General features: G+C 39.5%; 17 protein-coding genes and 1 tRNA gene. 14 read left to right on the top strand and 4 right to left on the bottom strand.

What is annotated here, in order from left to right:
• Positions 1-111: 111 nt before the first annotated feature.
• Positions 112-1278, bottom strand: coding sequence for an acyl-CoA desaturase (locus R2Q94_RS20755; RefSeq protein ID WP_316823390.1), 1167 nt, complete (start codon positions 1276-1278; stop codon positions 112-114).
• Between the two features lie 185 nt (positions 1279-1463).
• On the opposite strand from R2Q94_RS20755, the gene R2Q94_RS20750 reads away from it, so the two are divergent.
• The 10 genes from R2Q94_RS20750 to R2Q94_RS20705 all read left to right on the top strand — a co-directional run bounded on the left by R2Q94_RS20750 (position 1464) and on the right by R2Q94_RS20705 (position 17947).
• Positions 1464-2477, top strand: a complete 1014-nt coding sequence (locus R2Q94_RS20750) for a LacI family DNA-binding transcriptional regulator (RefSeq protein ID WP_316823389.1) — start codon at positions 1464-1466, stop codon at positions 2475-2477.
• 524 nt (positions 2478-3001) lie between these two features.
• On the top strand, positions 3002-5983 hold the full coding sequence (locus R2Q94_RS20745; RefSeq protein WP_316823388.1) for a TonB-dependent receptor: 2982 nt from the start codon (positions 3002-3004) through the stop codon (positions 5981-5983).
• 11 nt (positions 5984-5994) lie between these two features.
• Positions 5995-7581: a RagB/SusD family nutrient uptake outer membrane protein gene (locus R2Q94_RS20740; protein ID WP_316823387.1), complete on the top strand. Its 1587-nt coding sequence runs from the start codon at positions 5995-5997 to the stop codon at positions 7579-7581.
• 19 nt (positions 7582-7600) lie between these two features.
• Positions 7601-8614, top strand: a complete 1014-nt coding sequence (locus R2Q94_RS20735) for a SusE domain-containing protein (protein ID WP_316823386.1) — start codon at positions 7601-7603, stop codon at positions 8612-8614.
• 87 nt (positions 8615-8701) lie between these two features.
• Complete coding sequence (locus R2Q94_RS20730) at positions 8702-10546, top strand: glycoside hydrolase family 13 protein (protein ID WP_316823385.1); 1845 nt, start codon at positions 8702-8704, stop codon at positions 10544-10546.
• A gap of 10 nt (positions 10547-10556) precedes the next feature.
• Entirely contained in the window at positions 10557-11225 is a 669-nt protein-coding gene (pgmB, locus tag R2Q94_RS20725) for a beta-phosphoglucomutase (protein ID WP_316823384.1), read from the top strand.
• Positions 11226-11423: 198 nt separating this feature from the next.
• Positions 11424-13739, top strand: a complete 2316-nt coding sequence (locus tag R2Q94_RS20720; RefSeq protein WP_316823383.1) for a glycoside hydrolase family 65 protein — start codon at positions 11424-11426, stop codon at positions 13737-13739.
• A complete protein-coding gene (locus tag R2Q94_RS20715; RefSeq protein WP_316823382.1) occupies positions 13736-15493 on the top strand; it encodes an alpha-amylase family glycosyl hydrolase in 1758 nt (585 codons plus the stop codon). Before R2Q94_RS20720 ends, R2Q94_RS20715 begins: the two co-directional genes overlap by 4 nt.
• 13 nt (positions 15494-15506) lie before the next feature.
• The gene (locus tag R2Q94_RS20710) at positions 15507-16856 is read left to right on the top strand and encodes an MFS transporter (RefSeq protein WP_316823381.1); all 1350 of its coding nucleotides are present in this window, start codon (positions 15507-15509) and stop codon (positions 16854-16856) included.
• 128 nt (positions 16857-16984) lie between these two features.
• A complete protein-coding gene (locus R2Q94_RS20705) occupies positions 16985-17947 on the top strand; it encodes an acetyl-CoA carboxylase carboxyltransferase subunit alpha (RefSeq protein ID WP_316823380.1) in 963 nt (320 codons plus the stop codon).
• Positions 17948-18175: 228 nt separating this feature from the next.
• Here R2Q94_RS20705 and R2Q94_RS20700 read toward each other — a convergent pair whose 3' ends face one another.
• On the bottom strand, positions 18176-21202 hold the full coding sequence (locus R2Q94_RS20700; protein WP_316823379.1) for a DUF2723 domain-containing protein: 3027 nt from the start codon (positions 21200-21202) through the stop codon (positions 18176-18178).
• 473 nt (positions 21203-21675) lie between these two features.
• On the opposite strand from R2Q94_RS20700, the gene R2Q94_RS20695 reads away from it, so the two are divergent.
• From R2Q94_RS20695 to pth, 4 genes are all read left to right on the top strand, one after another.
• Positions 21676-21746, top strand: a tRNA-Gln gene (locus R2Q94_RS20695).
• Between the two features lie 71 nt (positions 21747-21817).
• Positions 21818-22759 carry a ribose-phosphate pyrophosphokinase gene (locus tag R2Q94_RS20690; protein ID WP_316823378.1) on the top strand — a complete coding sequence of 314 codons (942 nt, stop codon included), beginning with the start codon at positions 21818-21820 and terminating at the stop codon, positions 22757-22759.
• A gap of 23 nt (positions 22760-22782) precedes the next feature.
• On the top strand, positions 22783-23361 hold the full coding sequence (locus tag R2Q94_RS20685; protein WP_316823377.1) for a 50S ribosomal protein L25/general stress protein Ctc: 579 nt from the start codon (positions 22783-22785) through the stop codon (positions 23359-23361).
• A gap of 107 nt (positions 23362-23468) precedes the next feature.
• The gene (gene pth, locus R2Q94_RS20680) at positions 23469-24029 is read left to right on the top strand and encodes an aminoacyl-tRNA hydrolase (protein WP_316823376.1); all 561 of its coding nucleotides are present in this window, start codon (positions 23469-23471) and stop codon (positions 24027-24029) included.
• Positions 24030-24034: 5 nt separating this feature from the next.
• On the opposite strand, the gene R2Q94_RS20675 is transcribed toward pth, so the two are convergent.
• Positions 24035-25624, bottom strand: a complete 1590-nt coding sequence (locus tag R2Q94_RS20675; RefSeq protein ID WP_316823375.1) for a response regulator — start codon at positions 25622-25624, stop codon at positions 24035-24037.
• A gap of 37 nt (positions 25625-25661) precedes the next feature.
• Positions 25662-26489 (bottom strand): protein-glutamate O-methyltransferase CheR, encoded by an 828-nt coding sequence (locus R2Q94_RS20670; protein WP_316823374.1) that lies wholly within the window; start codon positions 26487-26489, stop codon positions 25662-25664.

The raw sequence follows: 26489 nt of genomic DNA, 5'->3' as shown, positions 1-26489 counted from the left end.
GTAACAATATAGACCGATACATCCTATTCGGAATTTCGAAAAGATAATGCGCTTTTTTGTGATTCCCAATTCCTGGATTTTTTGGTACTGTATAAATTGGAGCGAATTATTTTAATTGCGATAAGGAAGCGGTTTGGCAGCCAGGAACACTGGTTCTGGAAAGGTGACGCTAACCCTATTGACATGCCTGTCGTTTTTATAGGTCTCTTTTCCAAGCTTCTTTAACATCTTATAATGAGATTTCAACGCATCCAGGAAAGTCGGACATTCATTGTAAGGTAAGCCGTATTCCAATGCGGTTTCTTTTACAATTTTACTGATCGCCGGATAATGAATGTGACAGATCTTAGGAAACAAATGATGTTCGACCTGTCGGTTTAATCCTCCACATAAAAAAGCTGCTACTGAACTGTTCACTGCAAAGTTTGCAGTAGTTTGTAATTGATGTGCAGCCCAGGCTTCCTCGATATTACCCGCTTCATTAGGTAAAGGGAATTCTGTAGCTTCTACTACATGTGCGAGTTGGAATACCAAGCCTAACACCAATCCTTGTGAGAATTGCATCAGCAAAAAGCCAATGATAAATTGCCAGTAGGTAATGTTCATCACCATTAAAGGCAGTACAATAAACAGGAAGTAATATATAGCTTTATAAAAAAACAGTTTAAAGTATTCTATTTTAGGATGATTCAATACATGCTCACCGATCTTCTTCTGGAAAAATTTCTTGTAATCTTTTCTGAATACCCAGGAAAGCATTGCCAGACTATACAGGGCAAAAGCATAAAAATGCTGGTATTGCTGGACCCTGTTGACTGTTTCAGTGGTAGAAAATCGTATTAAACCTGGTGCCACATCGATGTCTTCGTCATGACCCGATATATTCGTATAGGTGTGATGTACAATATTATGGCAGATGTTCCATACATATGGACTGGCGCCAATCAGGTTAAAAATAAAGCTGAAGATTTTGTTTACTGTTGGATTTGGGGATAATGCTTTATGAATGGCATCATGACAGACATTAAAACCAACGAAGGCACCAAACATTCCTAAAAGGATAGCCAGGAGCAGCATGGCTGGCGTACTGAAATTACCCAGTAACAACAGTAAATAAATACTGGTGATCCCTGTAAGAAAGAAAAAGACTTTGAACCACATTGCCGGATTGGCATAAGTGCTGCTGTGCTTTGCTGTAAAATAGGCATCCACTCTTTTTCGGACTGTTGCGTAAAATGTTGATTTATTGGTATTCGTAAACTTGATCTTTCTCGCCATAAATTGTTTTTGTCCGTACTGAATGTATGGCTTTCCCCCGCTGTAATTTTAGCTAATGTAGTATAATTAATATGGACCTGTTGCTTTCCTATATTATTATTTAGTTACGAAAATACCAGCAGTTTAGATTTTCATCTATATTTACCCTGAATTAATGGTTACATATCAACCATTATTGGCAATAGATGGAGAGCATCAATATCAAGCAATTAGCGAAAGCACTGAATTTATCTACTTCAACGGTCTCCAGGGCATTCAGAGACAATAGCGACATCAGCAAGGAAACGAAGGAAAAGATTCTGGCAAAGGCAAAGGAATTAAACTATCAGCCCAACCATTATGCGAGTAACCTGAGGGAGCAGAAAAGTAAAACAATTGCGGTGATCGTTCCGGAGCTGGCGAATAACTTTTTCTCACAGGCCATCAATGGAATTGAAAAAATTGCCAGGGCTAAGGGATATCATATTTTGATTTATGCAACTGATGATGATTATGAAAAAGAAGTTTCTTTTATCCGGCATTTACACAATGGGAGGGCTGAGGGGATCATTATGTCGGTTTCCGGAGAAGCTAATGACCATACCTATTTGAATGAACTGAGTCAGAAACGCCTGCCTTTGGTGTTTTTTGATCGTGTGTATGAAGATATCATTTCTCCTCGTGTGATTACAAATGATTATGATAGCAGTTTTTCTGCGACAGAACACCTGATCAAACAGGGATGTAGAAAGATTGCGTATCTGGTGATTAATAAAAATCTATCCATCGGTAAATTCAGAATGCAGGGTTATATTGATGCTTTAGCTAAATATGAGATTCCTTTTGATGATCGCCTGGTGGTTGATTGCACCAATAGTTATGCGAAGAATTCCTTGATTTTAAAACGTTTATTATTAGACATTAAACCTGATGGGGTTTTTACCTCCGTAGAAAGGTTGGCTTTTGCAACCTATTATGCCTGTTATGACCTGAAGATTTCTATACCTGATGAACTGATGGTCATCGGTTTCTCCAGTCTGGAGATTGCCCCATTATTGAATCCCTCTTTAACTACGGTTACTCAGCCCGCTACCAAGATCGGAATCGAGGCCGCTAATCTTTTGTTTAAAATGCTGGAAGAACCAGAAGAAGTGAATCCAAATCAAAAAGTTATACTCAATTCTAAACTGATCAAAAGAAGGTCTACGGAACGTAGTTAAAATCTCTGTTATAGATTAATATCGTGCCAGATAAATTCCCTTATTTCCAGTCCGAAAATAAGCGGTTTTTTAGCTGCTTTTTTTTCGCTCGGAATCCCTGTTTTTTTGAGCCCAAAATACAAGTGTTTTTTTAAAGAAATTTTCAAGGTTTTGTGATTTTACGCAGAATTTGACCTGTGATTTTCCACAAGGTTGCAAAAAGGTGTCCTGAACACCGGGAACGTTCCCGGTATCGTTCCCGAAAAGTGCTGAAAAAGCAGCAAAGTGTAAAAATTACACTTTGTTAGGGATTTTTTGTCTGCAACGTGCTGATAATTAGTTGATAATGATTTTATCTCTTAGATTTTCAAAAATATAAAAACAAATTTATCCTCTTGTTTTTTAGGTTTTCAAGTATAAAATATGGCGTTAAAAAAAAATAACATATAATATTTTGATTTATGAACTGCGCTTTGCTTATTTACCAAGAGCATTTTAAGCACCCAACACTAACCAAATATTTACCCTAAAAACGAGCTATAAATATGAAAGTATTTTACCTGCTGAAGCCTTGTTTATTGTTGTTGATTGTTTTCGTAACATTGACAGCCCAGGCGCAAACCAGTTCATTAACTGGAACAGTTTTAGATGAGACCGGATTGCCTCTTCCTGGTGCATCTATTCAAATCAAAAGTATCAACAAAAGTACCACTACGGATGCTTCCGGAAAATACCGCCTCAGTGGATTGCCGAATGGAGCAACTACGGTTATCGCTAGCTATATTGGCTATACTTCCTTAAGTCAGGAAGTAACGATTTCAGGTAGTACCGTTTTAAACTTATCCCTTAAACCAGATGCCCAGAATTTGAATGAGGTGGTGGTGATTGGTTATGGTACGCAACAAAAGAAGGATTTAACAGGATCCATTGCTACGGTGAGCGCTAAAGATTTTCAAAAAGGTGCCATTACTTCACCAGATCAATTGATCCAGGGTAAAGTAGCCGGGGTAAATATAGTGTCCAATGGAGGCCAGCCGGGTGGAGGTAGTACGATTCGTATTCGCGGTGGAGCATCACTGAATGCCAGTAATGATCCATTAGTGGTGATTGATGGAGTGCCATTTAGTGGAAACACCATTGGAAATGCACCAAGCCCTCTTGCATTGATCAACCCAAATGATATTGAGACCTTCACTATTCTGAAAGATGCAAACGCAACTGCCATCTACGGTTCCAGAGCTTCAAATGGCGTTGTTTTAATCACCACCAAAAAAGGTGCTTCCATAGCGCCTGAGATTAATTTCAATACCAATAACTCTTATGAAACCATTGCCAAGACAGTAGATGTACTTTCTGCAGATCAGATTCGTGCTTATGTAAACCAGTACGGTAACAAGAGCTACGATGATAATCCTGCACATACTTACAAAGCCTTATTGGGAAATGCCAATACCGACTGGCAGGATGAAATCTATAGAAATGCCTTTTCTACGGATAATACGCTAAGCATCGGAGGTATTTTCAAGAATGTACCTTACCGTGTTTCTGCAGGTTATCTGGACAAACAAGGTTTGTTAATCACAGATAAATTTGAACGTGCAACCGGTACTTTCAATATTGCTCCAAGATTATTTAAGGATCATTTGAAAATTGACCTGAGCTTGAAAGGTTCCTTAACCGAAGCAAGGTTTGCAAATGAAGGAGCAAGAGCTGCGGCCATTCAGTTTGACCCGACACAACCGGTTTATGCCGACAATCAGTTTGGCGACTATTTTGAATGGATCAAAGGTGCTGTACCTAATCCGAATGCACCACGTAATCCGGTTGCACTGGCCCGTCTTCGCAACAATATGGGTAAAACAGAAAGAAGTTTCGGAAATGCAAGATTTGATTATTCCTTCCACTTCCTTCCGGAATTACATGCGAATTTAAATCTTGGATACGACGTTTCTAAAGGATCGGGAAGAATCTTTGTACCTGCATATGCCGCACAAAATGCTTCAACAGCTGGTTTCCAAGGTCAGTCTTTAGCCACCCAAAACAATAAAATATCAGAGTTCTATTTTAATTATGCGAAAGATATCACCAGTATAAAAAGTAGAATCGACGCAACTGCAGGTTACGGTTATTATGATAACTCAACCACTACTCACAATTTTGCGGATTATAAAGCAGATGGAACGAGCATCATTGTGAAACCTGTTGTACCCTTCAATGTGGAAAGAGAGAAATTACTTTCTTACTATGGACGTTTAATTTATACCTATGCTGATAATTATATTCTTTCTGCTACGATGCGTGCAGATGGTTCTTCCAGGTTCTCGGAAAGCAATCGTTGGGGATATTTCCCTTCTGTAGGTTTTACCTGGAGAGCAATCGGAGAAGATTTTATGAAGGATAGTAAGGTGTTTTCTGATCTGAAATTCAGATTGAGTTATGGAGAAACCGGAAATAAAGACGGAATCGGGAATTATAACTACATGTCTAAATACTTTAGAAATAACAACCAGGGACAATATCAATTGGGTGATACTTTTTACGATTATTATACCCCGGCAGCTTATGAGCCTGATTTGAAATGGGAAACAACGACTTCCTATAATGCGGGATTAGACTACGGATTCTTTAAAGGCAGGGTTTATGGTAGTGTAGATGTATACTACAAAAAAACAAAAGACCTTTTATCCACCGTAGATATTTCTTCAGGAACGAATTACAATAACCGTTTGTTGACAAACGTAGGGAATATGGATGTTCGTGGTTTAGAGGCCAGCATCAATGTGGCCCTGATCGAGTCGGAGCACACCAACTGGGATTTAGGCATCAATATGGCTTATAACAAAAGAGAGGTGACCAATCTTTCTCTGAACCCTGACCCGAACTTCATTATTGATGCTGGTGGAATCACCGGTGGTACTGGAATCAATATTAAATACAATGCAATCAATCAGGTACCAGGTTCTTTCTATGTGAAGAAACAAATCTATAATGAAAGTGGGATGCCTTTGGAAGGTGTGTATGCAGATCTTGATGGAAATGGTGTAATCAATGATAAAGATCAATACTTCTATCATTCTCCGGATCCGAAATTTACTTTCGGTTTCAATAGTGCTTTCAGCTATAAGAAATGGACTTTAAGCACGGTAATGAGAGCGAATATTGGCAATTATATCTACGATAACGTTTCTTCAAACTTTGGGGTAAGAAGTAATATCCTAAGTCCGAGTGGCCTGATCAATAATGCCAATTCCGATATCTACCAAACCAATTTTACCAATAACCAATACCTGAGCGACTATTATGTAAAGAATGCTTCCTTCCTGAAAATGGACAATGCAGGATTGGCATTTGATGCAGGAAAGATCTCCAGAAGAGGAAACACCAGACTTCGTGTATCAGCAAATGTTCAGAATGTCTTTGTATGGACCAAGTATAAAGGATTGGATCCGGAAATTTCGTCGGGTATCGATTATAACCTTTACCCAAGACCAAGAACTTATACACTGGGCTTAAATGTTGGCTTTTAATTTTAATCAGGATGAGAAATTTATTTAAAATATTTACCATATCAGGCATTTTACTGGTCTTTATCAGCTCATGTAAAAAAGACAGCTTGAACTTACGACCTACTAATGATTTAGTAGCGGATCAGGTGTATGCCACACCTGCAGGGTATAAAAGTGAATTGGCTAAATTGTATGCCAGTTATGCATTGACGCATCCAACCGGTGCGACAGGAGAAAGTGATATAGGCGGATTAAATCCGGGTTTTACTGATTTCCTGAGGTTATTCTGGATGTCACAGGAATTACCGACAGATGAAGCCATCTGTGGTTGGAATGATACCGGAATTCCAGATATGAATCAAATGACCTGGACTGCTGACAATATGTTTATCCGTGGTTTGTATTCAAGAAGTATTTATCAGATTACTGTATGTAATGATTTCCTGAGGGAGAGTACACCTGAAAAATTAGCTGGTCGTAAAATCACTGGGCAGGATGCAATGGATATTCAGCGTTATCGTGCAGAAGCCCGTTTTCTACGTGCTTTCCAATACTGGGTATTGTTAGATGGTTATGGAAATCCTCCTTTCGTAACAGAGAATGATCAGATTGGAAAAATTGCCCCTAAACAAATTCAAAGAGCAGATCTGTTTAAATATGTTGAATCTGAACTGAAAGCGATAGAAGGAGAATTGGCTGAACCAATGGCCAATGAATATGGCCGTGCCGACAAGGGAGCCGATTGGTCCTTGTTAGCCAGATTATACCTGAATGCAGAAGTGTATACCGGTACAGCCAGATATACAGATGCGATCACTTATTCAAGTAAGGTCATTAAGGGTGGTTATAGTTTGTCAGCTGATTATAAAAATCTGTTTCTGACAGATAACCGCATCACCAGCAAAGAAAACATTCTAACGATCAATTATGATGGATTGCATACGCAAAATGACGGTGGAACTACTTACCTGATCAATGCCGCAATTAATGGAGATATGAACCCTGCTTCCTTTGGTGTGCCAACCGGTGGATGGGGTGGTAATCGCAGCCGCATTAACCTTCCGAAATTGTTTGCAGATTACAGCGGAGCTACCGATAAAAGAGCCTTGTTTTTTGGTACAAAACTGGAAAATGATGATGTCAATACTTTTACTGATGGTCTAAGAGTAGTGAAATTTAAAAATATCGATTCTAAAAATGTGGCAGCACCTTCTATTGAAGGAAAATTCAGCTCTTTGGATTTTGCATTGTTCCGACTGGCTGAACAATACCTGATTTATGCTGAAGCTGTAACCCGTGGAGGTTCAGGTGGTACTGCTGATCAGGCATTAGCTTATGTAAATAATTTGCGTCAGCGTGCTTATGGCGATGCTTCGGGAAATGTATCGGCTTTAACGGTAGACTTCTTCCTGGATGAGCGTGGTAGAGAATTGTATTGGGAAGGTTTCCGTCGTACAGATTTGATCCGTTACAATAAGTTCAGCTCAGCGAGCTATCTATGGCCATTTAAAGGTGGCGTTAAAGCAGGTGCCGGAGTCGATGCAACGCGTAATTTATACCCATTGCCAACGGCAGATATGATTGCCAATACCAATCTGGTTCAGAATAAAGGTTACTAATCTTAAGAAAGAATTTGATATGAAATCAAACATTATAAAATCGATTTCCTTTGCTTTAGTGGCCATAGGCTTATGGTCCTGTAAAAAGGATGAAAAACAACTGGTGGCAAATGTGAGCCCGGCAGGTACACTTACTGCGAATACAGCCAGCCTCAATTTATCATTGGCCGCAGCAGCAAATACGGCGGTAACCTTAACTTTTCCTGCTCCTGTAGTGACAGGAACGGTAGTTCCGGTGGTGACCACCATTCAGATGGATGTGAAAGGCAAGAATTTTGCCAATCCTAAAGAGGTGGTTGTGGCTACCAATAGTTATGCACCAACTGTAGCAGCAATGAATGCGATCCTACTGGGACTTGGATTAAAGGCAGAGCTTCCAGCAGAACTGGAAGTAAGGTTGAAATCTGCGCCAGCAGCCAATGCCATTACTTATTCGAATGTGTTGACCTTAACAGCAGTTCCTTACCTTGCCACTTCATGGGTTTATGCGCCGGGAGCGTATCAAGGCTGGTCGCCTGCTACAGCTGATAGTTTGGCTTCGCCCGAAAGTGATGGTAAATATTCTGGAATTATTTCATTTCCAGCAGCTCAGCTGGAGTTTAAAATTACCCCTAGAAAGAATTGGGATCTGGCTTATGGTGTTATTGATGCTGCACTAAGTAGCGCAGGGAATGCGGGTAACTTAGCTGCTCCAAAAGCCGGACTTCAACGGGTGACAGTAGACCTGAATACGAAAACATTCAGTATTGTAGATGCAGATCAATGGTCTATGACCGGTAGTGCGACTCCACTGGGTTGGGGTAGTGATATTGATATGAAATTTATCAATGATGGAAAAGGTACCTGGAAAGTTACAGCCAATCTGTTGGCCGGAGAGATGAAATTCAGAAAGAATCATGCTTATGATGCCAATTATGGTGGAAGCGGTGGTGGTCTTGTATTTAATGGTGGAAATATTACAGTTTCAGAAGCAGGAAACTACACCGTTACCTTTGATATTCCCAATTTGAAATATACACTCGTTAAAAATTAATTCCCAGGCAGGTAGTCCGCTAGGTTTTACTCCCTAAAAGACTACCTGTTCTTTCAAAAAACTGATCCTTAGCTCAATCTTTTGCTTATGAAAAAAATCCTTCTTTTACTCCTTCTGAGTATTTCCGGAACTGCTATTGCTCAAAAATTGGAACGAATAGAACCAATGAACTGGTGGGTAGGAATGAAAAATCCTAAGCTTCAATTGCTGGTTCATGGAGATCGTATCGCCGATCTTGAGGTAACAATGAACTACCCAGGGGTAAAACTTTTGGCTGTTAACAAAGTGGAAAATCCCAATTACCTGTTTTTGGATCTTGAGATTTCCGAATCCGCAGCTGCGGGAAAATTCCCTATTGTGTTTACCAAAAGAGGGAAGAAATTATTGCAATATAACTATGAGCTAAAGAACAGATCAACTCATGCGAATCGGATACAAGGAGTTACCAGTAAGGATTTGATCTACCTCCTGATGCCAGATCGCTTTTCTAATGGCGACCCGAAGAATGATGTGGTCAAAGGAATGCAGGAAACAAAACTGAATAGAGATTCGATGTATTACCGCCATGGGGGAGATTTACAAGGACTGATCAACAAATTAGATTACCTGAATGACCTGGGTGTTACCGCTATTTGGATGACACCTGAAATTGAAAATGATATGGCAAAAGCCTCTTATCATGGCTATGCTGCAACGGATCACTATAAAATAGATCCACGCTATGGAAACCTGGAATTGTATAGATCATTTGTAGATAAAGTACATGAGAAAGGAATGAAAGTAGTGAAAGATATTGTACACAACCATGTGGGAACGGGGCATTGGTTTTATAAAGATATGCCAATGAAAAGCTGGCTGAATCAATGGCCGGTTTATACACAGACCAGCTACCGCGATGAACCGGTAATGGATCCTCATGCATCAAAAGCAGATCAAAAGAAAATGCTGGACGGATGGTTTGTACCTAGTATGCCTGACCTTAACCAAAGAAATCCTTATGTACAGAATTACCTGACCCAAAACCACATCTGGTGGATTGAAGATGCAGGTATCGACGGACTGAGATTAGATACTTATCCATATAACGATCCAGACTATATGAGAGACTGGTCGATCAAGATAAAAGCAGAGTTTCCAACACTCTCCATTTTTGGCGAGACCTTAGTGAATTCAGCAGCTGCGCAAGCTTTCTTTACTGGTGGAAATACGGTAAGCAGAGGTTTTGATACAGAATTGCCAGGTGTAACCGATGCGGTACTTAAAAATGCGATTTATGAAGCTTTGAATGGGAAATCAGGCTGGACAGATGGGGTATTCAGATTGTATACGACCATTGCACAGGATTTTCTATACCAGAATGCCGATCGTAATGTGATTTTTTTGGACAATCACGACATGAGCAGGTTCTTTTCCATGGTGAAAGAAGACATTGATAAGTATAAGTCTGGAATGGCTTTACTGCTTACGCTTAGAGGAATTCCACAAATGTATTATGGAACAGAGATCTTAATGAAGAATTATTCTGATCCTGATGGTTTGGTGCGTTCCGACTTTCCTGGTGGCTGGCCAGCAGATCAAACAGATAAGTTCAGCGCCGCAGGACGTACAGGGCAAGAGAATGAAGCCTGGAACTTTGTTCGAAATCTAGCCAATTACCGAAAAAACAGTCCTGCTTTGCATAATGGAAAAATGATGCAGTATGTACCGGAAAATGGGATTTATACTTATTTCAGGTACCTGCCTGAAGGGGCTAAAACTGTGATGGTGATCCTGAACATGGACGATCAGGCGAAAAGTCTGGAAACCTCAAGGTTTGAGGAAAGGATGAGTCAGGCCAGTTCCGCTATAAATGTGATCACAAAAGAAAAAATCAACTCCTTAAAAACCATTGCTGTGCCTGCAAAGACCACAATGGTGTTAGAATTAAATTAATACAATATAAATGCAACAGACTACAGCACCTATCGCTTGTATTTTCGATCTGGATGGCGTATTGGTAGATACCGCTGTTTATCATTATCAGGCCTGGAAATCACTGGCCAATTCCATGGGCTTTGATTTTACAGAGGCACAGAATGAACAACTGAAGGGCGTGAACAGAATGCGATCCTTAGATATGATTCTTCAATGGGCTGGGATTGAAAAATCATCCGAAGAGAAGGAAAAATTAGCCGCAAAAAAGAATGAGCAATATGTGGCTATGATTCAAAAAATGACAGTAAAGGAAGTATTACCAGGCTCATTGGAGCTGTTAACCGCTTTGAAAGCTGAGGGAATCAAAATTGCACTTGGTTCTGCCAGTAAAAATTCTGCCCTTATTCTGGAGCGGACTGAGTTGGCTCATTTCTTTGATGCGATTGTAGACGGAAATTCAGTGAGCAGCTCTAAACCAGATCCTGAAGTTTTTTTGAAGGCCGCCGAATTATTAAATGCTGAAAATGAAAACTGTGTAGTATTTGAGGATGCAGTAGCAGGTATTGAAGCTGCTCTTGCTGCCAAAATGATGGTAGTAGGTATTGGGAAGCCGGAAAACTTAGCTGCTGCAAAGGTTGTGGTTAAAGACCTTTCTCAAATTACATTAAGAGAGATTGAAGCCTTGAGATTCACTTAAATAACAGCGGACTAATCCATCAATGGATGAAAAATCTGGGCTTGCTCAGTTGATCATTCAGCTAAAATGATGGAGTAATTCTGGAATAGGATCAGTGATCTGTCATAAAGTAAAGAAGAAACCCCGATTAAAAAGGAAGAACAGAATATAACGTATTCCGGTTACATCAACCTCCGGAATAACAGCGTAGCATATACTATGAAAAATTATATAAAAGCAGACGAATGGAACATTGTTGAGGAAGGTTTTGATCCTCAGCTAAATAAAATATCAGAAAGTTTATTCAGTATCGGGAATGGCAGAATGGGGCAACGCGCCAATTTTGAAGAAGATTATACAGGAGAAACTTTGCAAGGCAATTATGTGGCAGGCGTATATTATCCGGATAAAACCCGGGTAGGTTGGTGGAAGAACGGTTATCCGGAATATTTTGCTAAAGTATTGAATGCCACGAATTGGATCGGAATTCATATCCAGATTGATGGAGAAACATTGGACCTGAATACTGCAGAAGTATCCGATTTTAAACGGGTGCTGAACATGAAAGAAGGAACACTGAGTCGCAGTTTTACAGCCCGATTGAAAAGCGGTAAATTACTGAAGGTAACATCTGTTCGCTTTTGTAGCATTGTAGATGATGAGGTAGCCGCATTGCATTATCGACTGACTGCGCTTAATTTTCAGGCTCAAATGTGCATCACGTCATTTATTGATGGAGATGTGAAAAATCAGGACTCAAATTATGATGAGAAATTCTGGGAAGAGGTGGCACAACAACAGGAGTCAAATACAGATTATCTGGTCCTAAGAACCAAAAAGACAGAATTTGAAGTGTGTACCGCGAGCAGGACCAGTATCTTCAAAAATGAACAGCTACAGGAATTGAGTCCTATTGCAAAAGCAAAATACCTGGCTCAAAATGCTTCATTTACCTTGAGTCAAAATGAAAGCATCGATTTATATAAGATTGTTGCCAATGTGTCTTCATTGAATTATGATAAATCCGATTTATTGAATGCTGCAAAAGAATCAATGTTGAATGCCGCGGAGAAGGGTTTTGAACAATTGAAAAAAGAACAAGCAATGGCATGGGCTCAGAAATGGGAAGAGGGAGACATTGTGATTGAAGGTGATGTGTCTGCGCAGCAAGCCATCAGATTCAATATTTTTCAACTGAATCAGACCTACACCGGGAAGGATGCCCGTTTAAATATTGGCCCTAAAGGTTTCACAGGTGAAAAATATGGAGGTTCTACCTATTGGGATACTGAAGCCTACTGCATTCCTTTTTACCTTTCTGTTGCTCCTCAGGAAGTGGCCAAAAACTTGTTGGTTTATCGTTACAAACACCTGGATCGGGCGATAGAAAATGCGGCTAAATTAGGCTTTAATAATGGTGCAGCATTATATCCGATGGTGACCATGAATGGAGAAGAATGCCACAATGAATGGGAAATTACTTTCGAGGAGATCCATAGAAATGGTGCCATTGCTTTCGCGATTTTCAATTATGTTCGTTATACAGGAGATGATGGCTATCTGGCAACATATGGCCTGGAGGTGCTGATCGGTATTGCCAGATTCTGGAAACAAAGGGTAAACTGGAGCGCAGAAAAAAACAAGTTTGTCATGCTTGGCGTCACGGGACCAAACGAATATGAAAACAATATCAATAACAATTGGTACACCAATAAATTAGCAGCATGGTGTTTAACCTATACAATGGAGGTTTCCGGGCAATTAAAAGTGCAGGCTCCGGAGCAATATTTGAAAATTCTGGAGAAAACAAAACTTGAGGAATCAATTGAGTTTAATGACTGGACTGCTGTGGCCAGTCAGATGTACTATCCTTATCATGAAGGGGAGCAGGTATTCCTGCAGCAGGATGGTTTTATGGATAAAGAGCAGATTCTTGTAAAAGATTTGCCTGCAGATCAACGGCCATTGAATCAAAAATGGAGCTGGGACCGTATTTTACGTTCCTGCTATATCAAACAGGCAGATGTATTACAAGGAATGTACTTCTTTGAAGAAGAGTTTGACCTGGAAACATTGAGAAGAAACTTCAACTTTTACGAGAGTAGAACAGTTCATGAAAGCTCCTTATCACCCTGTGTACATAGCATCCTGGCAGCAAAGCTAAATGATGAAGAAAAAGCTTATGAATTTTACTTACGCACCGCGCGTCTGGATTTAGACGATTATAATAATGATACAGAAGATGGGTTGCACATCACTTCGATGGCTGGTACCTGGATGAGTGTGGTAGAAGGCTTTGCTGGAATGCGTGTGCGTGATGGAAAATTATCTTTCCAGCCTTTCCTACCGAAAAATTGGGCTGCTTTTTCTTTTACCATCGGTTTTAGAGGCATACAATTAAAGGTTCAGATCAATGAATCGGAACTTATCATTAGAAATCATAGTTCGGAGAGTTTAGAACTGAGGGTTTTTGAACAGTTTTATGCTATCCCTCCGGGTGAAAAAGCGATTGCATATAAAGGCTCATTGGTATGATACAATGGAGTAGTAGTAAAAGAGGGCTGGTCCTCGGAACCATTTTAACTGGATGTACGTTTGTCGGATTTTCAAGTCAGGGTATGGCTCAAAGTAAACCTATTATCTATCAATTAGTGCCCAGATTATTTGGGAATAAGCAAAGCCAGAATATTCCTTATGGCAGTATCCAACAGAATGGGGTAGGGAAGTTCGCAGATATCAATGATAAGGCATTAGATGGGATCAAGGACCTGAGTGTAAGTCATGTCTGGTATACCGGGGTTATAGCCCATGCCAGCCTGACTGATTATACTGCTTTTGGAATTCCTGCGGATGATGCAGATGTCGTAAAAGGTCTTGCGGGATCTCCTTATGCCATCAGAGATTACTATGATGTAGATCCTGATTTGGCGTTGAATGTAAATCATCGGATGCAGGAGTTTGAAGCTTTAATTAAGAGAACGCATGATAAAGGAATGAAAGTCATCATTGATTTTGTACCCAATCATGTGGCACGTTCCTACCATTCTTTAGTAAAGCCGAAAGGAGTAAAGGACTTTGGAGCAGATGACGACCAGACTAAAAGTTTTAGTCCGGATAATGATTACTATTATGTTCCGGGAAAAGACTTTGTGGTTCCGCCAAAGCAGGAAGAGGTAAATCCTTTAACAGCTTTAGAAGACGGAAAGTTTAAGGAAAGTCCGGCTAAAGCGACCGGGAATAATGTATTTTCAGCAGCGCCATCAAAAGACGATTGGTACGAAACTGTTAAGCTAAACTACGGTCTGGATTATGGCAATGGCGAAAAGGAATATTTTAACCCAAGCCCAGGTGTCTGGTTGAAAATGAAAGCCATTCTAAGCTATTGGGCGGGAAAGGGAGTTGATGGTTTTCGTTGTGATATGGCAGAGATGGTACCTGTAGCATTTTGGGAGTGGGTGATTCCTGAATTGAAAAAAGAGTACCCAGAACTGATTTTTATTGGTGAAGCTTACAATCCTGCTGTTTATCATACCTATCTGACTAAAGGTCATTTTGATTACTTGTATGATAAAGTTGGCTTATATGATGGCTTAAAAAAGCTGATCAGAAATGAGCCTGAGGCGAATGTACAGGAGGTGTCGAAAGTATGGCAAGTACAAACGGCTGGTTTTGGAAACCATATGTTGAGCTTTTTAGAGAATCATGATGAAGAACGAATTGCATCTGCTGGGTTTGCAGGTGATGCAATTCATGGTATTCCTGCAATGGTCGTTTCTGCGACCTTGTCTGCAGGTCCGGTGATGCTATATTTCGGACAGGAAGTAGGAGAGCCTGGAAAAGGACTTGAAGGTTTCGGAAAAGAAGACAACCGTACCACTATTTTTGATTACTGGGGTGTACCTGAACATCAAAAATGGATGAACAATGGCGCTTTCGATGCTGCCTTATTAGATTCAAAACAGCAGGAACTTAGGCATTTTTACAAGGACTTAATGCAGATCTCGGCCAATTCCGAGGCAATTACCAAAGGCGAGATTTTGGAAATTCCACTTAATGAGAACCGAGTGTATGCTTTTCTGCGGTATACCAAAGGCCAGCGATTACTGATTGTGGCCAACTTCGACCGCAATAAAGTATTGGAAAGAAATCTTGAAATTCCTGATAGTGTTTTGAAAAACGAAGAAATTAAAAATGCTAAAGATTTATTGTCTAAACATAAAGTAGAAAACACCTCGCAATCACTATATTTAAAAATATTACCTGGGACTGCTCAAATCATTGAATTCTAATTATTAGTACCTGATGGAAAAGAAAATCACGCTTAGTAAACCAAGATTGTCTCCTTTACAGATTTTTAACATGAGTGCCGGTTTTTTTGGTATTCAGTTTGGATTTGCATTACAAAATGGAAATGCTTCCAGAATCCTACAAACATATGGAGCTGATGTGGAGCATTTGTCACTTTTTTGGTTAGCAGCGCCTTTAACAGGAATGATTGTACAGCCCATCATTGGATATTATAGTGATAAAACCTGGAATAGATTTGGCAGAAGACGGCCATATTTCCTGATTGGGGCTGTGTTAACAGCAATTGCCTTGATTTTAATGCCGAATTCGGCGGCAATGGCGAGTTTCTTACCCCCTATTATAATCGGTGCGGGTATGCTGATGATCATGGATGCATCGATCAATGTAGCGATGGAGCCTTTTCGGGCACTGGTTGCAGACAAGCTGCCTGAAAGCCAAAGGAGTTTCGGATTTTCCATGCAGACTTTTCTAATTGGGGCAGGAGCAATTACAGGTTCCTGGTTGCCCTATATTCTTTCCGAATACCTGGGGGTTTCTAAAGTGGCAGCAGCGGGACAGGTTCCACACAATGTGATTTATTCCTTTTATGTAGGAGCTGCGGTATTGGTTGGCACTATATTATGGACGGTGATTACTACTAAAGAATATCCACCGGAAGAAATGGAACGTTACCATGATGGAAGTTTAGAAGAGGAAACCAAGGGCATCATGTCCATTTTTACAGATTTTTCCAAAATGCCATTAACGATGAGGCAATTGGGTTTAGTGCAGTTTTTTTCCTGGTTTGCTCTTTTTTCCATGTGGGTTTTTACCACTCCAGCCATTGCACAGCATATATATAAGGTCGCTCCGGGTGACACCTCCTCCGTACAGTTTGCGGACGCAGGAAACTGGGTAGGGATTCTTTTTGGGATTTACAATGGTGTATCTGCGATTTATGCCCTTATCTTACCTGCTATAGCAAGGGCAACCAGTCGGAAAATTGCCCATGCTTTTTCATTAACTGCAGGTGGATTGGGCTTGTTATCCATTTACTTCATCACAGATCCACAATTGCTGATTTTTTCTATGATTGGCGTAGGCCTGGCCTGGGGGAGTATTCTTTCTATGCCTTATGCGATCCTATCCAGCTCTATCCCTGCACGTAAAATGGGGGTATATATGGGGATTTTTAATTTCTTTATAACGATGCCACAAATCATAAACGGATTTTTTGGTGGAATGATTGTCGAGAAATTCTACGATGGGAAAGCGATTTATGCGATCGTATTGGCAGGAATTTTTATGATAATGGGTGCCATTTCCGTACTGTATATTCAGAATAACCAGGAAAAAGAAGTGTAATCAGCTGTAGTAAATTCTGCTTGAACGCCCGAAATACGGGTATATTATAGAATTTGGATTAAAATTTTTAGCTAAAACCTGGTGGTCTGCGAAGTTTTAAATAAAATGCCTATTTTTACAGCCCACTTATGGAACAGATAAAAACATCATTTGATTTCGAAAAACCTTTGGTTGAATTAGCTCAGCAAATTGAAAAGGTTAAACAGGTTGCCGATAAAACGAAAGTAGATATGTCTGCTACCTTGACTGAACTGGAAGAAAAGTTAGCTGAAACACAGCAAACGCTTTACAACCACCTTACAGGCTGGCAGAAAGTTCAGATGTCCCGTCATCCGGAAAGGCCACAAACCCTGGATTACATCAGTATGATCTGTGATGATTTCATAGAGATGCATGGCGACAGAACAGTAAAAGACGATAAAGCCATTATTGGTGGTTTCGCAACGATTAACGGTGAAACGGTAATGGTTATTGGACACCAGAAAGGTAAAAACACTAAAGAACGTCAATACCGTAATTTTGGTATGGCGAATCCGGAAGGTTATAGAAAAGCATTGCGTTTAATGCGTCTTGCTGAAAAATTCAATAAACCAGTAGTTTCTTTTATTGATACGATGGGTGCTTATCCTGGATTGGAAGCAGAAGAACGTGGACAAGGAGAGGCGATTGCACGTAATCTCCTGGAAATGTCTGTTCTAAAAGTACCAATTCTTTGTTTCGTAATCGGTGAAGGTGCATCAGGTGGTGCATTGGGTATTGGTATCGGAGATCGTGTTTATATGTTGGAACATACCTGGTATTCTGTAATTTCTCCTGAGTCTTGCTCGTCCATTTTATGGAGAAGCTGGGACTTCAAAGAAAAAGCAGCAGAATGTTTAAAACTGACTTCTGATGATATGTACAAAAATCAATTGATTGATGGCATCATTAAAGAACCACTGGGGGGTGCACACCAGAATCCGGAAGCTATGGCTGCAACGATTAAGGATCAGATCTTAAACGATCTTACAGCGATCAAGAAGTTAAAAACGGATGTCATGATTACCAAGAGAATTGATAAATTCTGCGCAATGGGCGTGGTAAATGAATAAAATATTTCCATCTATATAAAAGAAAGGGCTGTAATTTAAATTACAGCCCTTTCTTTTTGTCTGAATTTTTAGCTTTCAATAGCGCTGAAATCTTCGCTATTATTGAAAGAGGAATTATCGGAACGCTATAAAAAGGATAGGTATGCTTTAGTAAACCTTTTTAAATGATCAGCATAAAAAAACGAGCATCCTTTTTGGGGATACTCGTTTTCTGTTTTTTGTATTGGGTTATTGTGCAGGGAAGAAAGGAGAGAACCTTGCTTCTAACACATTAAACATATCTGTTAATTCCTTGCTTAATTTTTCCTGTTTGTTTTCAGCAGTCGTTCTGGCCATAGAATTCAGGAAAGACAGGCCTAACTGTACATTCTGTCCACCTACAAACCTTTTCTTGCTTTCAGAAACATCAGCCAGGTAAGTCAGTTCTTTCATGATATAAGCAGCTGATTTTTCGATTAGTGCATTTGCTCTCTTGGTATCTTCCAGCTGATATAGATTTTCCGCCATGAAATAAGCACCCATCATAGAACGCATACCATAGAATTTCTCTGGCATTACTTCAAAATAACGGTTTACTACTTTCTGTGCATCTTCTTTTTTACCTTCTTTCAGCAATCCACTAATGGTGTTGTTAAATACATTGGTAAAGATGGAAATGTCGTCTGCAGATTGTGGATCCAGATATTTGGCGTTTTTCACATTACCCCATACAAATTTGTTCATCACATTATTGTATAATACAGGCGTATTGATCAGCTCATTCCTGGAAACCGTCGTATCTACTTTTAAAGGCATCAAATGTAAAGCTAAGCCTTCATTGTAAAGATACTTATCCAGTCCGTTATATTGTTCTGAAGGTACTGTGCTTGCAAAATAGATTGGTCTCTTCCAGTTGTTATGAACCAGAATGTCAAACATCGCTAAAGTCCCTTTTGTTACATAGTTTTTGTTGAATGTCCATTCTATTGCAGGAGCAATTTTTGCAGAATCAGCAGGGCTAACCACACCATTCTTAAGGACAGCTGCTTTATCTACTGTAATTTTGAAGTTCTTAGTAGGAATAAAGTTAACTTTTCTGCCATCATTTAAGGGCAGTTTATCCTCACTGTTTTCAGAAAGCAGGAGTTCTACAATATTCTTGAGTTCAATATTTCCTGCAATATCTGCATTTTGGTAATACATCACATCTCTAACCCCTTGTACATACTGAGATTCATTCATAGAGATTGGGAGAGGCTCAGATTCGTTCATTTTGCGTTTCATACCGTTGATGTACCAATCGGTGTCAAACAAACTCAGGTTAACTAACCTAATATCAGGGCGGATATTTTCCACCTCCTGCGCATACCATAGTGGATAGGTATCATTGTCACCATAAGTAAAGAGGATGGCATTTGGAGCGCAAGACTGCAGGTAATCTACTGCGATATCATGTGCAACCATTTTAGTAGAACGGTCATGGTCATCCCATCCCTGTGCCGCCATAATTACCGGCGCGGCAAATAAACCGATTACTGTAGCTAAAATACCACCAGTAGCCGGGGTTAGTTTCTTAAACAACCATTCGCGAAGGGCAAGGACACCGAAACCAATCCAGATGGCAAAGGCATAAAATGATCCCACATAAGCGTAATCACGTTCTCTCGGCTCCATCGGTTTCTGATTCAGGTACAACACAATTGCCATACCGGTAAAGAAAAATAATAAGGCTACAATTCCTGCGTCTTTCTGGTTTCTTTTGAAGTGCCAGATTGCACCTAATAGTCCCATAATCAGCGGAAGGAAGAAGAAGCGGTTGTAAGCATTACTTTCTGTAATCGATGGTGGCAGGTTTTTCTGACTGCCAAGGTGTAAGGCATCAATTGGCTTAATCCCACTCAACCATTGACCTTCATAGATACTACCTTGTCCCTGGTCGTCATTTTGTCTACCCACAAAATTCCACAGGAAGTACCTCATGTACATTTGTCCGGTTTGGTACGAAAGCAGAAATCCGATGTTGTCAATTAAGCTCGGGAAGTGATCGTCACTAAAGCCCATCATATCTTTATAGTATGCCACATGACCAGGATCATCACTATACATACGTGGGAAAGGTGTAATTCTATCGTACTCATAATCCGATTTTTTACCGGCTACTTCATACTTTTCTGCACCTTTTCTATATAGTGTTTTTCCTTCTACAGAGTTTACTGCCTGTGAATTATAGTTAGGGCCGAATAATAAAGGTCTGTCTCCATATTGTTCCCTGTTCAGGTATCCTAAGAAAGAGAACACATTGTCTGGGGCACTATTGTTTAAGTTAGGGTTTGCTTTTGCACGAATAATGATCATCGAGAATGAGCTATATCCAAAAATGATCAGCACCGCTGAAAGTAAGGCCAGGTTAAGGATTTTTTTCTCATGTTTAATAGAATACCTGATTCCCCAAATGAAACCACCGATCAACAGGATTGCAAATACCAGAACGCCGGTTCCAAAGCCCATTCCTAACGTATTTACGAAGAATAGATCGAAGTAAGCACCAAATGATACCACATATTGAATGATACCATATTGAACTACGGCAAGGATCAGTATCCCAACAATACCAGCTTTAATGATTCCGGCAGTAGTTGGGTTTTTGGTTTTCTTGAAATAATAAACGAAGGCAATTGCCGGGATGGTTAATAAGTTTAACAGGTGAATCCCGATAGATAAACCCATGATATAGGCAATAAATAACAACCAACGATCTGCGCGAGGCTCATCGGCAACGGCTTCCCATTTTAAGATGGCCCAAAATACGATCGCAGTAAATAAGGAAGAAAGTGCATATACTTCAGATTCTACTGCCGAAAACCAAAAGCTGTCGGAGAAGGTATAAGCTAAAGCACCTACAACACCCGCACCCATAATGGAGATCAGGTTAGATTTACTGACTTCTTCATTTTCTTTAACCAGAACTTTTTTCGCTAATGCGGTGATGGTCCAGAATAAGAATAAGATTGTTGCGGCACTGGCGATCGCCGAGCCTACATTCATAAAGTAAGCGACTTTACTAAGATCACCAAAAGCAAAAAGGGAGAAGAACCGCTGTATCATTAAGAATAGTGGTGCTCCTGGTTGGTGTACCACCTGCATTTTTAAGGCTGATGCGATAAATTCACCGCAATCCCAAAAGCTCACTGAGGGTTCTAATGTTAGAATATACGTCACTGCAGCAATCAGAAAACAAAGCCAGCCGGTAAGGTTGTTGATTTTTGAATAATTCATTTCTTAATTAAATAGTTATTAAAGTCGCGCTAATTAAATGCAGCCGAAAATAAAGAATAAGATTGATAAACTAACAAAGTAAGGGGGAGTTTAACAAATTTAACATCCCATAATCCGGGATCTTTTCTGTTGTTGAATTCCTGAGTCACTATATATAGTAGTTTTAGTCTGCTTACAATCCCTGCATTTTACCCGATTTCAAATTATTTTTAAATATTTTATTCGTGGCTGGGGGATAAATGGAGCTACTTTTTCAGAAAATCACAAGAGGCCTAATTTTTTTTCAAAAAAAAGTGATTTTTTTTATCCAGATCAACTTCCTCATTTTAAATAGTTTATTTCCTTTCTGAATTGTATGGCCGATTTTTTTTAAACTTTTTTTGCGACAGGATTTGCAGATATCAAAAATCTGCGTACATTTGCATCAGATTTCAGAGCAACATTAACCGCTTCGAAATTTAAAATTGAAAGATTGCCCGATAGTATAAAGGTAGTACAACGGTTTTTGGTACCGTTTGTCTAGGTTCGAATCCTGGTCGGGCAACAAAACATATTCGGATTGTGGTTCATTTCACAATCCGATTTTTTTTAACCAGCATTGATACACACCTAATCATGCCACTGCAGTTCAATCCAGTTAAACTTTTTGCCGGAACAGGTACAAAAGACTTAGCAATCAAAATTGCCGAAAGCTACGGCAAGCCTCTGGGCGATGTCACCTTGAACAGGTTTAGCGACGGCGAATTCCAACCTTCTTACGACGAAACAGTACGCGGTTGTGATGTCTTTATTATTAATTCTACTTACCAGCCGAATGATAACTTAATGGAGTTGTTGTTAATGATTGATGCAGCAAAACGTGCATCTGCTCATTACATCACTGCAGTAGTTCCTTATTATGGTTTGGCCAGACAGGATAGAAAAGACAAGCCACGTGTAGCGATAGGCGCTAAATTGGTGGCCAATCTGTTAAAATCCGCTGGGATTCACAGAATCATGACCATGGACCTTCATGCTGCTCAGATTCAAGGTTTCTTTGATATCCCTGTAGACCACTTAGATGGTTCAGTGATTTTCGTACCTTATATCAAAAGCTTAGGTTTGGAGAATTTAACCATTGCTTCACCGGATATGGGTGGTTCTTACAGAGCACGTACTTTTGCGAAGTTTTTTAACGCAGAGGTGGTGATTTGTGATAAAAGACGTAAACGTGCCAATGAAATTGAATCGATGTCTATCATTGGTGATGTAGTTGGCTTAGATGTCGTTTTAATTGACGATATTTGCGACACCGCAGGTACTTTATCCAAAGCAGCAGCGCTGATTATGGAAAAAGGAGCGAAGAGTGTACGTGCGGTTTGTACACACGCTGTGTTATCAGGTAAGGCTTATGAAACGGTAGAAAACTCTATGTTAGCTGAGTTGATCGTTACAGATACCATACCTTTGAAACGTGAGAGTGATAAAATCAAGGTATTGAGTACCGCTGAATTATTTGCAAAAGCAATTGCCAATGTAAATGAGCACGGTTCAATCAGTGACCTGTTTAGAGTTTAATATTAATAATAAATATATATAAAATGAAAACAATCGCAATTAGCGGTTCTCCAAGAGAGAACGTAGGGAAACGCGATGCTAAAGAGCTTCGCTATGAAGGTAAAGTTCCTGCAGTATTGTATGGTGGTACAGAGCAAAAACACTTTGCTGTAGTTACAACTGAATTAAAGGATGCTATTTACACTCCAGAAGCAAACTTTGTAGAAATTGACATTAATGGTACTAAAACTAAAGCGATCATTAAAGAATTACAATTTCACCCATTAACCGACCTATTGTTACACGTAGATTTCCTTCAGTTATTTGATGACAAAGAAATCTTAATGGAAATTCCTGTTAAATTAACCGGTACTTCTCCAGGTGTTAAAATGGGTGGTAAATTAGTACAAAAATTACGTAAACTTCGTGTTAAAGCATTACCGAAAGATATGCCTCAGACAGTTGAAGTAAGCATCGCAAGCTTACAAGTTGGTAACTTGTTCCGTGTACGTGATATCGCGAAAGCTGATTACACTATCACTAACACTCCAGAAGATACTATCGTTTCTGTTGGAATGTCAAGAGCTTTAAAACAAGCTGAGAACGAAGCTAACAAGAAATAATTTCTTTTAGTCCAATTTAAAAAAGCAGTATCCGCAAGGGTACTGCTTTTTTTTTGAATAAAATGATTCGATAGCTGTTCTCAGTGAAACTATTATATTTGCAATAGATGAAATACTTAATTGTTGGATTAGGGAATATAGGTCCCGAATATGCGCATACTCGTCATAATATTGGTTTTGATATCGCTGATGAATTGGTAAAGGAGCTTGGTGGTTCATTTTCTAACATCAGGCTTGCCTATTATTCAGAGCTTTCTTTTAAAGGAAAAAAACTACATGTGATCAAGCCAACTACCTACATGAACCTGAGTGGAAAATCGGTGAATTACTATATGAAGGAATTGAAAATTCCATTGGAAAACGTATTGGTGATTGTAGACGATCTGGCCTTACCACTTGGTAAGCTGCGGTTGAAAATGCAGGGGAGCAGTGCAGGTCATAATGGCCTCAAAAGCATCGAAGAGCTTTGTGGTGGACAGGGTTATCCAAGATTACGTTTTGGAATCAGTGATAATTTTGCTAAAGGCAGACAAGCGGATTACGTATTGGCTCCATTTGATAGGGAGGAACAACCGGAGCTTCCTGCACTGATTGCAAAAAGCGTGGACCTGATCAAGAGTTTTGTGACCATTGGTCCAGCTTTAACTATGACAGCTTTTAATAAATAACCAGGTTATTTATTAAAAGCATATTTCCTGATTTTTTGATGTAGTACATCCAATTCGAATGGTTTGCTCAGCACATCGTTTGCGCCTGCATTAATGGCGGTTTGCTTGTCGCTTTCTAATACTGCCGCAGAAAAAGTAATGATAGGAATGTTTTCTTTTCCTTTTACGAGGCCTTCACGAATCAACTTTATGGCATCCAGACCATTCATCACTGGCATGAATGTATCCATTAATATAAGGTCGTAATCTGATTTCTGGAGCTGATCTAAGGCTTCCTTTCCATTCTCCACTACGTCTGGTACGACCTGCCAGTCTTTTAGTATTTTGACAATTAGAAATTTGTTGATGGGATTGTCTTCGGCCACCAATATTCTTAAGCCGGAGAAATCATCTAAAGTTGTTTTGGGACTGGTTTTAATGACCACTGTATCTTTTACTACTTCATACCAATTGCTAAAAGAGAATGTACTACCCATCCCTTCATCGCTGGAAACTTCTAGTGTACCTCCTTTTAGTCTTGCCAGATTTTTAACGATTGATAAGCCTAATCCGGTACCTCCAAATTTCACGGTCGTCTGTTCATCGGCCTGTTCAAAGGTTTCAAATATTTTTTCAATGTTGTTTTTGGCAATGCCGATACCGGTATCGATCACAGAAAATTTGATGTGTAAATTATTTCCTTTTCTATCGATAATTTGTGTTTTCAGATGGACACTACCTTGGTTGGTGAACTTAATGGCATTTCCTATCAGGTTCATTAGGATCTGATTTAATCTTAAAGAATCAGCCATTACAAGGTTGGGTAGTTCAGAATCCAGATCCATTGTGAGCTGGAGTTCCTTTTCAATAGCCCGAATGCGGAGGAGATTTACTACCGCTTTGCAAGTTTTTGAAAGATCAGTTTCCGAACGGTTGATCTTGAATTTACCTGATTCTATTTTTGATAAATCAAGGATGTCATTAATTACCCCTAAAAGTGAATTTGAAGAGATTTCTAAAAGGCTAACCATTTCCTTTTGCTCTAAACTCAGGTCTGTTTTTCCAAGTAAATTTGCCAGGCCAATAATTCCATTGATTGGCGTACGGATCTCATGACTCATATTCGCCAAAAAATTTTCTTTAATGCGTTTTCCTTGCTCTGCCTGTTCCTTCGCTTTGATCAGTTCCTTCTGGTAATCTATCAGCTCCTGGTTTTTTCTTTTGATTTCCCGCTCCGTTCTGACCAAATGAATAAAGGAATCTACTTTTGCAGAAGTAACATAAGGATCCAAAGGCTTGTACAAGTAATCTACGGCGCCAGAATTTAAACCTTTTACGGCATACTTGGTTTCCTTAGATATCGCAGTTACAAATATGATAAGGATTTCTTTTGTACGGGGATTACTTTTTAAGATTTCTACCAGTTCAAAGCCATCCATTTCCGGCATTTGAACATCTACCATTGCAATGGCGATATCCTTTTCCCAGGATATCCTGAGTGCCTCATTTGGGTTGGTAGTGGTAATGATATTGATGTCTTTCCTTTGTAAGAGAGCTTCCAGTGCAATGATATTCTCTGGTCTGTCATCAACAATTAATATATTAATCTTTTCCATATTACTGGTCTTTCTGAGGGATAATTGATAAAGGCCGTTAAGCTATTTTTTGGTAAATATTATTCTTCTTATCTATGATTTTAAAGCGACCGGTCTCGGTACTTCTTAAGGTTTCTTTGGCCCCAAGACAGAGGAAGCCAAAATTGGCTAAACTGTTATAAAATAACTCAATGACTTTCTTCTGTAAATCGGTATTGAAATAGATGAGCACATTGCGACAAGAGATGAGTTGAAACTCATTAAATACTCCATCTGAAGCTAGATTATGGGCTGAAAACAACAAATTCTTTTTAAGGGAATGATTGATGGAGGCTGCTTCATATCTTGCTGTATAGTAATCAGAAAGGGTATGAATAGCTCCGGTTTTTTGATAGTTTTCTGAAAATTGCTTCATCTTTTGTAAATCATAAATGCCATTTTTTGCAAAATCCAGTACATCATTGTTGATGTCTGTCCCATAAAAGAAACTTCTGTCGTAAAGTTCTTCATCTGCAAAAAGAATGGCAAAGGAATACACTTCTTCTCCCGTGGAGCAGCCGGCATTCCATACCTTGATACGCTGATAAGAGCGTAGGTAAGGGATGATATTTTCTTTTACAGACCTATAAAAAGCGGGATCTCTAAACATCTCAGTAACATTTACCGTAATTTCAATGAGGAATGACTCAAAGTAATCGTGGTCGTTTGTTAATAACGTACGTAAGTCGAAAAGACTTAGTTGTTGCAACTGCATGATTCTCGTTACTCTTCTTTTCAATGAAGCGGGCGAGTAATCGCTGAAATCAAAGCCGTGAATGTTCTTTATAAAATCAATTAGTTCTGCTAGTTGATCATAGCTCAGGTGCTCTTCTTCTTCTTTATGCAT

It is taken from the genome of Pedobacter gandavensis, from assembly GCF_032678465.1.
GTDB lineage: Bacteria > Bacteroidota > Bacteroidia > Sphingobacteriales > Sphingobacteriaceae > Pedobacter > Pedobacter gandavensis_B.
The sequence above is the reverse complement of the archived record's forward strand: the minus strand, read 5'-3'. Positions and strand labels throughout refer to the sequence as shown.

Excerpts from the sequence above, each read along its gene's own strand:
- R2Q94_RS20755 (WP_316823390.1), bottom strand. The coding sequence starts at position 1,278 with ATGGCGAGAAAGATCAAGTTTACGAATACCAATAAATCAACATTTTAC.
- R2Q94_RS20750 (WP_316823389.1), top strand. The coding sequence starts at position 1,464 with ATGGAGAGCATCAATATCAAGCAATTAGCGAAAGCACTGAATTTATCT.
- R2Q94_RS20745 (WP_316823388.1), top strand. The coding sequence starts at position 3,002 with ATGAAAGTATTTTACCTGCTGAAGCCTTGTTTATTGTTGTTGATTGTT.
- R2Q94_RS20740 (WP_316823387.1), top strand. The coding sequence starts at position 5,995 with ATGAGAAATTTATTTAAAATATTTACCATATCAGGCATTTTACTGGTC.
- R2Q94_RS20735 (WP_316823386.1), top strand. The coding sequence starts at position 7,601 with ATGAAATCAAACATTATAAAATCGATTTCCTTTGCTTTAGTGGCCATA.
- R2Q94_RS20730 (WP_316823385.1), top strand. The coding sequence starts at position 8,702 with ATGAAAAAAATCCTTCTTTTACTCCTTCTGAGTATTTCCGGAACTGCT.
- pgmB (WP_316823384.1), top strand. The coding sequence starts at position 10,557 with ATGCAACAGACTACAGCACCTATCGCTTGTATTTTCGATCTGGATGGC.
- R2Q94_RS20720 (WP_316823383.1), top strand. The coding sequence starts at position 11,424 with ATGAAAAATTATATAAAAGCAGACGAATGGAACATTGTTGAGGAAGGT.
- R2Q94_RS20715 (WP_316823382.1), top strand. The coding sequence starts at position 13,736 with ATGATACAATGGAGTAGTAGTAAAAGAGGGCTGGTCCTCGGAACCATT.
- R2Q94_RS20710 (WP_316823381.1), top strand. The coding sequence starts at position 15,507 with ATGGAAAAGAAAATCACGCTTAGTAAACCAAGATTGTCTCCTTTACAG.
- R2Q94_RS20705 (WP_316823380.1), top strand. The coding sequence starts at position 16,985 with ATGGAACAGATAAAAACATCATTTGATTTCGAAAAACCTTTGGTTGAA.
- R2Q94_RS20700 (WP_316823379.1), bottom strand. The coding sequence starts at position 21,202 with ATGAATTATTCAAAAATCAACAACCTTACCGGCTGGCTTTGTTTTCTG.
- R2Q94_RS20690 (WP_316823378.1), top strand. The coding sequence starts at position 21,818 with ATGCCACTGCAGTTCAATCCAGTTAAACTTTTTGCCGGAACAGGTACA.
- R2Q94_RS20685 (WP_316823377.1), top strand. The coding sequence starts at position 22,783 with ATGAAAACAATCGCAATTAGCGGTTCTCCAAGAGAGAACGTAGGGAAA.
- pth (WP_316823376.1), top strand. The coding sequence starts at position 23,469 with ATGAAATACTTAATTGTTGGATTAGGGAATATAGGTCCCGAATATGCG.
- R2Q94_RS20675 (WP_316823375.1), bottom strand. The coding sequence starts at position 25,624 with ATGGAAAAGATTAATATATTAATTGTTGATGACAGACCAGAGAATATC.
- R2Q94_RS20670 (WP_316823374.1), bottom strand. The coding sequence starts at position 26,489 with ATGCATAAAGAAGAAGAAGAGCACCTGAGCTATGATCAACTAGCAGAA.